We start from the raw sequence: 8,270 nt of genomic DNA on the forward strand, positions 1-8,270 counted from the left end.
GCGGCAATTATGTTCACCCGACCTTCACGACGACCTGATTTAAGTGCATGGAAGCGCTGTCCTTTTGAGTTCCAACCGTAATCATACTGGTCTCGGTTGTCCATTCCTGACTCATCGAGGTATACAATCTTCTCCGCAGGTAACTTAGACAACTGCGTTACGAAAGCCTGTCGTTTGACCTCATCGCGCTCACGGTAGCCATAAGTCTTTTTTTTCGCGTAAAACCAATTTTTTTTAAAGCTCTTGAGATTGTGCGATCGCTAATTTCTTCAGGCCAAAGTGAGGCCATCTCTACTTGGGTTTTATCGCCATGTAAAGCGAACTCACGAAATTTTTCCCAATCGGTAATTTTGTGACCATTCCCAGGACGTTGACTAGGCAAGGCTTGGAAGTCCCCCGTTTCGGTTTTTCGCTTCAACCATAGGGTGATGGTGTTGCGACTAATATTAAACATTTGACTGGCTTGAGTTTTCTTCAAGCCATCGAGTTCAATCGCTTGGATTACTTTTTGACGAAGGTCGTAACTGTACGGCTTGGGCATATACCTGTAGTAAGCGATCGCTTCAGATGAAAAGGGACTACTTATAGTTTATACTTAAATTACCTTGGTGGTTGCTATACCTGTAGCAAGCGATCGCTTCACGTGAAAACGGACTACTTATAGTTTATGCTTAAATTAACTTGGCGGTTGCTATATTTCCTTTAGCTGTGCTAGTTTAGTAGATCGTTGTGATGATGCGTGGGGTAAACTTGATTATTTAAACCCTTTTTTTCTTCAGCCGAATTAAAAACTCATAGTGGTTAACCTAGTTCGCTGTTCTAAATATTAACAGTTAGGCAATGTGAAAAAATAAGCCAGGGATAAATTTATGCTTATGCACGCTACTAAATGTGTAATTCCTATTATCAAGTCTCCGAAAGATTATCAAACATATCTGATTAGTCCAGATGATTCTAATCGGTTGGCGATTATTTTTGATTCGATGAATGCTAATACTTCCTTGACTTGCTGCGTAGAAATTTTTGACGTGGGGGGTCAAACACCACCGAATCGTCATCAATGGGCGGTAGAAATGTTTTTTGTGCTCAAGGGGGAAGCCCTAGCAATATGTGACGGTAAGACTGTGAAAATTAAAGCCGGGGATAGTTTGTTAGTACCGCCTACTGGAACTCATTTGATTAAGAACACAGGTAAGACTCGGTTGTATACTTTAACTGTGATGGTTCCCAATGAAGATTTTTCCGAATTAATTCGTAGTGGTATTCCCGTCGAGTTAGATGGGGAGGATATGGCGGTGTTAGGGAGAGTAGATGGGTTGATGGGTTGTTAACAAATTTTGCTACCCTTAAGAGTGAGGCTCAAAGAAGAACACTTCTATTAGTCAAATCAATAGCAGCGAGTCAAGCAGCCTGTGCTGACAATTGATCTACTATCCAATACAGAGGAATAGAGATGGAAACTAAATTAACCAAACCATCCCCAGCACTGACAGAAATTCCCCCGGGGTATCTGAACATCATGGGTTATGTGGATGAGTCAGAGGTTAACGGTCCTGGTCGTCGTGCTGTTGTGTGGGTACAAGGTTGTCCCCGTGAATGCTCTGGTTGTTTTAATCCTGAGTCTTGGTCATTTGAGATTAATCAATTAATTGCTGTTGACACTCTGGCTGAGAATATCCTCAGCAAACCTCAGAATACAGGTGTGACATTTTCTGGTGGAGAACCATTTTGGCAAGCCACCGCACTAACTGCATTGGCTCGTAAGCTCAAAGCTGGGGGATTAAATATAATGTCTTTTACTGGGTTCACCCTCAAACAATTACAGTCGGAATCTGCTCCCCCAGATTCTCAGGCCTTATTAGCAGAACTAGATATCTTGATTGATGGGCCTTTTGTGGAGTCTCTAGCTATCAATTCTCCCACTTCTCTAGTTTCTTCTAGTAATCAAGGGGTTCATGTTTTTAACCCAGAGTTAGCAAACCAGATGACTTGGGCTAGCGACCAGATAGAAATACATATTCTCAAGGATGGTAGCCGGATTGTCACTGGTTATCAAGGCGGTTTGAGCAAATAATTATCACCGAACACAGAGACGTTCGGTGGGAACGTCTCCACTGGGGGTAGTTAATTTTTTATTAACCGGTAACTTGAGATTCTACAACACCGATGGGACAAGTAACATTTGTCCCCCCTAAACCACAATAACCATTGGGGTTTTTGGCGAGATACTGTTGATGATAGGCTTCTGCGTAGTAAAATTCAGGGGCATCTAGGATTTCTGTGGTAATCTTGCCATAACCTGCTTTGTTAAGAGCTTGTTGATAAGCGTCCCTGGATGCTTCTGCTAGTTGCTTCTGCTGTGGGGAATAAACATAAATTCCCGAACGGTATTGAGTACCAGTGTCGTTACCTTGGCGCATTCCTTGGGTGGGGTTATGGCTTTCCCAAAACACTTTGAGTAATTGAGGGTAACTAATCACTTTGGGGTCAAAGACAACTAAGACTACCTCGTTATGACCAGTCATTCCTGTACACACTTCATGATAAGTGGGGTTAGGGGTGCTACCCGCCGCATAACCCACAGCGCTTGTGTACACTCCTGGAAGTTGCCAAAATTTGCGTTCTGCACCCCAAAAACAGCCTAAGCCAAATATTGCTGTTTCCAATCCGGTGGGAAAGGGAGGTTTGAGGGGATTGTGATTCACATAATGTTCATTGGGTACTGGCATTAATGAGCTTCTTCCTGGTAAAGCTTCTTCTGGAGAGGGGATAGTTAGCTTTTTACCAAATCCAAATAGTCCCATAGCTTTTAACTTTGATTTCTCTTAAATTTCTTTACGTTACTTAATATTGTGACATACTCCTACACTGACGTAGGGTGACCCGGAAAAAGCTCATGGATGATTCGCATCTTTATCACTGCCAGAACTTTTACCCAAGAGAATGTACTAAATATAACATACGCCCTAATTGCTCCTGTCCATTTATAGCCAAGTCGCTGTGACATAAATAGAGTTGATCGCTGACTCGAGAGAGTAAATCTGCCAAAATATGCGGTAATCTTCTTTCTTCTAGCACATTTTGATCTTCTGCTGTCCAAGGTTCCCCTAACCTCTGTTGTAAGAATAATTGTGACCCAAATAGCATAGACGCACCAGCTTTTACCCATAACGGGGAACCAACATCTAACCAGAAATGCCAAGGGTGAAATGTTCTGCTACAACGATACTGGAAAATAGTTGTGAGGGTAACAGCTTTGCTACCTGGTCCAATAGGACGCAAGGGGTAGGGATTGGCGGTAATAGTCCCACGTCGCAGTAGTTGTATAAATTCAGCAATGGTTGTGCTGGAATTCCCCTGCTGTAATCGGCTATGAATTTCCCAATAGTGTTGAGCAGTTTCTAGGAATTCCCGCAATGCTGCCATTTGGTCGTAGGGAAGATGAGAATTCCTCAACAAAAAGTCTTGAATCGCTAGGAATAAAACAGAAATGGGATTGGAAATTAAACGCCGCTGTGATAGCGTAGCGCTGCTGCAAGCAGCTCGCTGTTTTTCTAACCACTGTAAAATCTGATGATAAGCTGTAGTAGCGGCATAGCCGATGCGATCCCAGCGATCAAATGCGGTAACTGGTAGCAAGTGGGGATGGTCGGGATGAGGTACAAAACAGTAATCCGCAATCAATCCGGCGCGTACTGGGTCGATGCGGGGGGAAAATGAGGAAGAATGATCAACAACTTCTGTTTTTCTACTCAAGATAACTAACATTTCGGCTACCGCATCTCGATGTACTAGGCGACCTAGACCCGGATAGATTAGTGTTAGCATGGTCAGTAATGCACGAATTACAGATGAAGTAATCAGGGGTCGTTGGTGGTTGAGTGATTGGACTGGTATATTTTGCTTAGTGAGGATTTCTACTAAAGTATAACGAGCGATCGCATCTAGACCAGGGGCGATAATTGCTACTTCTTCTGGTTTAACCCGTCCGGATTTGATAGCTTGAGTAATTTCCTTTGCTATATTTCTTAATAATTCAGCCCGAGAGGTGGTTTTAATTAGCCGTGCTGGTGGTGGTAAGCTAGATAACATCATCGTAGGGGTGATTAAGTCTAGCATGGGGGTCAAAAGTTTATCTGATAAACTTGGTAAAGGTGATGTAGTTAATGTCTGAATCCGACAACGCTGTGCTAAACCCTGCAAATAATCGGGGTCAGCCCCCAATCCCAGACGTGATGCACCATCTGGGTTATAGCTAAATGCACCCACTGCACCTTGATCCAACAAAAAATCAAACAGTTGTCGCGCTACTCCTGGGTAATCATCAACATCATCTGCCACTATAGCTTGATAGCGTTGATTTAAGTGCTGTTGGTAGTTGGGATGGCTGAATAATTTCTGACTATAAACTTCAGTAATTATCCCATAACTAAGCAATCCCCTTTCTAAACACCAGTTGCGCCAACCTAGCAATAAAGATGCCACGAAATCCGAATCTAAATCCATGGCATTTTCTTGTAAGCCTGTTTGCAAAATCTCACCAATATCTTCACAGCGGGTACCACTGTAAGCGGCTAATTGTAATAAATCGAGGATACGGCGTACTAAACGGTACTCGTTCACTCCTGCACGACGGCGCACAGTAGCTGCATCCAACTGGGAACCCCACAATTTTGTAGCCAATTCTTGTTCAGTCTCAGGGCGTAATACTATGGGGAATTGTGCTTTGAGATTTAAAGACTCAATTAATAAAGGCCAAAATAAAATAACTTCATCCTGAAAAAAACCCATCATCGTCTTGACTCGAAGTGGATATTTTCCCTGAGTAGCTGTAGCGATTTGATCAGCCAAAGTACGACGATTATCACTATTTGCAGCTAAAACCAAAACCCCCGGATGTGTTTTTTGCAGATGTAAGAGTGGTTGTATGGACTGGGCTGGTTGCTTTCCTAGTTTCTCAGTCTCAGATAATGGGGAATTATGATTTTCAGTTTGCAGCCAATTAGACAAATTCTCTACCAAGCGCCTCGTCTTACCACTGCGACTAGAACCTACAACCCAAATAGAATGAGAAATCACAAATACTCCCCTTGTAGATTTGCTATTATACTTCGTATTTCAACTTAATGATCATAATCAATCATCAATGATGAATAATTACTGACGATGAAAATACCGATTTTGAGCCAGAAAGTTTACCCCTTTTTATTGTCTGCCTACAGATGGTACTTACTCACCCCTGAGCGTTCACTGGATGCAGCTTATAAGGCTGCATTAGAGATTAAACTACTAGAAAATGAGCATTTCGCTGGTAACAAAATAGAGATAAATTCAGCCATCTACAGTAACAGTGTGATGGATTATTTTGAGTCAGTTTTAAAGCAACAATTAAAAATTGCTCGGATGCGACTGACAGAGTTTCGAGCCAGTCGTTGGTTTTCTAATGAATCTCATCACAGGGCTGCGAGTAAAACCGGTATAGAATACCCTACTCCGTCCGCCATTTTAGAGAAATTAAATTTCATTGATCAAGTTATCTGTAAATATCATAACTTGGATTCCGAGGTCAATTCCCCGGAGTTAGTAAATCCGCCTCAAATAGTCAAAGTCACTCCGCCTACCTCTCAACCATCTGCACCAAAACTACCAAGTCAAAATCAAGAACAGAATCAAAAAAAGCGTGGAAAATCTGACACAGTTGGAATATTACCCCGTTCGCTTTTAGGTACAATCAGTCGTCTGCAAGTTGAATTAGATCCCAATGCTGAAGAAGATGTTATTAAGAACTTTCGTCATAATCAAAGAAGAAGCATAATAGCCATTAGATTTATTTTATTATTAATTATAGTTCCTCTCTTAACCCATCAAATATCTAAGGTATTAGTAGTAAGTCCGCTGGTTAATCATTTCAGAAGTGAGGAAACATCACCAATATTTCTCAACTTGCAAATGGAGGAAGAAGCATTATTAGAAATGCAAAGATTTGAAGAAAAAATCAAGTTTAAAAATTTGATTAGTGGCGCACCGCGACTATCTGGGGAAGAGATGGAAATGGAGATGGAGGAAAAAGCCCATGAAATTGCCGAACAATTTCGCAGGGAAAGTGCTAACGCCATTAAAAATGTTTTTTCAGATATTTTTTCCGTTGGTGCTTTTATTTATTTGCTGCTGATGAGCAAGCCTTCGATTATGGTGTTAAAAGATTTCTTTGATCATATTGTTTATGGTTTAAGTGACAGTGCTAAGGCATTTATTATTATTTTATTTACTGATGTTTTTGTCGGTTTCCACTCTCCCCATGGCTGGGAAATAATTTTAGAGAGTGTATCACGTCATTGGGGCTTACCAGCTAACCGAGATTTTATTTTCTTATTTATTGCCACATTCCCTGTGATTTTGGATACGATCTTTAAGTACTGGATTTTCCGTTATTTAAACCGCATATCACCTTCTGCTGTGGCTACATATCGGAACATGAATGAGTAAAAAATCATCAATGTTGCGGTAATAAATTCGGGAAATCTAGATGCAAGAGCTAGGCTTTACACCGAGTCATTACCGCCACGGGGAGTTTTTCAGCTTTAACTCAAGTGGTGTATTCGGCGTTAATTTTTACATAGTCATAACTCAAATCACACCCCCAAGCTTTACCAGAACCATGACCATTACCAACCTTAACTGCAATAATCACCGGATTATCTATTCTTTGTCCTGGGAGATGGTCGTGATACACAGAAGAGTCAGCCGCAGTTTGTTTTAAATATGCACTGGCTGCTGCACGGTTAAATGATACTGGTTGACCATTTTCTAATAATAGGAAATCCCCTAATTTAATTTGTAAGTTGTCTTGTTCAAAGGGTACGCCAGCACGTCCGGCTGCGGCGGCGATACGTCCCCAGTTGGGATCACGTCCAAAGATGGCAGATTTAACCAGAGATGAACCTGCAATGGTTTTAGCGATTTGACGGGCGGAAACTTGATCATGAGCACCTGTAACTTGGACTTCAATTAAGCAGGTTGCACCTTCACCATCACGGGCGATCGCTTTTGCTAAATGCTGACAGACTGCTGTCAACATGGCCTCTAATTTTTCGGCTTCTGGACCCATTTCGGTAATTGCTGGTGTGCGAGATTGACCATTAGCCAAAGCGATTAAACTATCGTTGGTGCTGGTATCACCATCTACGGTAATGGAATTAAAACTTTGATCAGCTGCCCTACTTAACATTTGTTGCCACAAATGAGATGAAACGGCTGCATCACAAGTCACAAATGCTAACATAGTAGCCATGTTGGGATGAATCATCCCGGAACCTTTGGCAATACCACCAATTCGCACTGGGCGATCGCCGATAGTTGTTTCTAAAGCAATAGATTTTGTTACCAAGTCTGTAGTGACAATTGCCTTGGCTGCTGCATCCGAACCTGTTTGGGAGAGTGCTGCTACTAGCTGAGGAATACCACCACGTAAGGCATCCATTTTCATGCGTTGACCAATCACACCGGTGGAAGCTAGCAAAATCGATTCCGGGGAGATATTTAATTCCCGTGCTAATATTTCCGCACTTTCTACAGCATCATGCATACCTTGCATACCTGTGGAAGCATTGGCTTGACCAGCATTGCAGAGGATTGCACGGGCGCTATGTTTGGCTTGTAGGCGTTGGCGACAATAGTCTACACAGGCGGCTTTAACTTGGCTAGTGGTGAATACACCAGCTGCGATCGCCTCTACATCAGACCAGATCAAAGCTAAATCTGGCAATCCCGAAGGCTTTAGTCCCGCCCTGATTCCCGCAGCCTGATAACCTCTTGGAGCCGTAACACCGCCACTAATTTCCTGCCAATCTGCCATTTTTTTCTCCCGCCACTCTTAGCTGATTAACTGGCGATGATTATACCAATTCTTCACAACCACCAGATATTTGCCGAGTGCGAAATAAGGAGAGCCACATGGGCAGCTCTCCAGATCATCAGGGTGCATCTACATAGCACAGTATAGCATTTTAGATATGAGGTGTCATACACTTTATTTATCTTTTGTATCAATATTCTTGAACAGCGAAGGTATCTAGGTCTGAATATATGGCTAAAACTGCTTAGTACCAGGTGATTGCAATTATTTTATTGAGCTAGTCTTAAGCTGACTATTTTATATACAAAACTATACTTATGTTGACAAGTATTGACATAAGTGAGTTAGAAAATCGCCAACTTGATATATAATCCTACGATATCAAGTATTGAATTAAGACTATTGCCAACGCGAA

6 protein-coding genes and 1 pseudogene are annotated in these 8,270 nt (G+C 42.0%); 3 read left to right on the plus strand and 4 right to left on the minus strand.

Annotated features, from left to right (window positions below):
- Positions 1–541: pseudogene (locus tag PN447_RS06990) on the minus strand (IS630 transposase-related protein); the annotation flags it as partial.
- A 334-nt stretch (positions 542–875) separates the two neighbouring features.
- On the opposite strand from PN447_RS06990, the gene PN447_RS06995 reads away from it, so the two are divergent.
- Positions 876–1,331 carry a cupin domain-containing protein gene (locus tag PN447_RS06995; RefSeq protein ID WP_271761960.1) on the plus strand — a complete coding sequence of 152 codons (456 nt, stop codon included), beginning with the start codon at positions 876–878 and terminating at the stop codon, positions 1,329–1,331.
- A gap of 122 nt (positions 1,332–1,453) precedes the next feature.
- Positions 1,454–2,074, plus strand: coding sequence for a 4Fe-4S single cluster domain-containing protein (locus PN447_RS07000; RefSeq protein WP_271761961.1), 621 nt, complete (start codon positions 1,454–1,456; stop codon positions 2,072–2,074).
- Positions 2,075–2,135: 61 nt separating this feature from the next.
- Here the strand turns inward: PN447_RS07000 and msrA are convergent, their stop codons facing one another.
- Positions 2,136–2,804, minus strand: coding sequence for a peptide-methionine (S)-S-oxide reductase MsrA (gene msrA, locus PN447_RS07005; RefSeq protein WP_271761963.1), 669 nt, complete (start codon positions 2,802–2,804; stop codon positions 2,136–2,138).
- A 127-nt stretch (positions 2,805–2,931) separates the two neighbouring features.
- Positions 2,932–5,079 carry a recombinase family protein gene (locus tag PN447_RS07010; RefSeq protein WP_271761964.1) on the minus strand — a complete coding sequence of 716 codons (2,148 nt, stop codon included), beginning with the start codon at positions 5,077–5,079 and terminating at the stop codon, positions 2,932–2,934.
- Between the two features lie 87 nt (positions 5,080–5,166).
- On the opposite strand from PN447_RS07010, the gene PN447_RS07015 reads away from it, so the two are divergent.
- On the plus strand, positions 5,167–6,486 hold the full coding sequence (locus PN447_RS07015) for a proton extrusion protein PcxA (protein WP_271761966.1): 1,320 nt from the start codon (positions 5,167–5,169) through the stop codon (positions 6,484–6,486).
- Between the two features lie 100 nt (positions 6,487–6,586).
- On the opposite strand, the gene argJ is transcribed toward PN447_RS07015, so the two are convergent.
- Positions 6,587–7,855, minus strand: a complete 1,269-nt coding sequence (gene argJ / locus PN447_RS07020; RefSeq protein ID WP_271761968.1) for a bifunctional ornithine acetyltransferase/N-acetylglutamate synthase — start codon at positions 7,853–7,855, stop codon at positions 6,587–6,589.
- Positions 7,856–8,270 lie beyond the last annotated feature (415 nt).

The organism is Anabaena sp. CS-542/02, assembly GCF_028331085.1.
Classification (GTDB): domain Bacteria; phylum Cyanobacteriota; class Cyanobacteriia; order Cyanobacteriales; family Nostocaceae; genus Anabaenopsis; species Anabaenopsis arnoldii.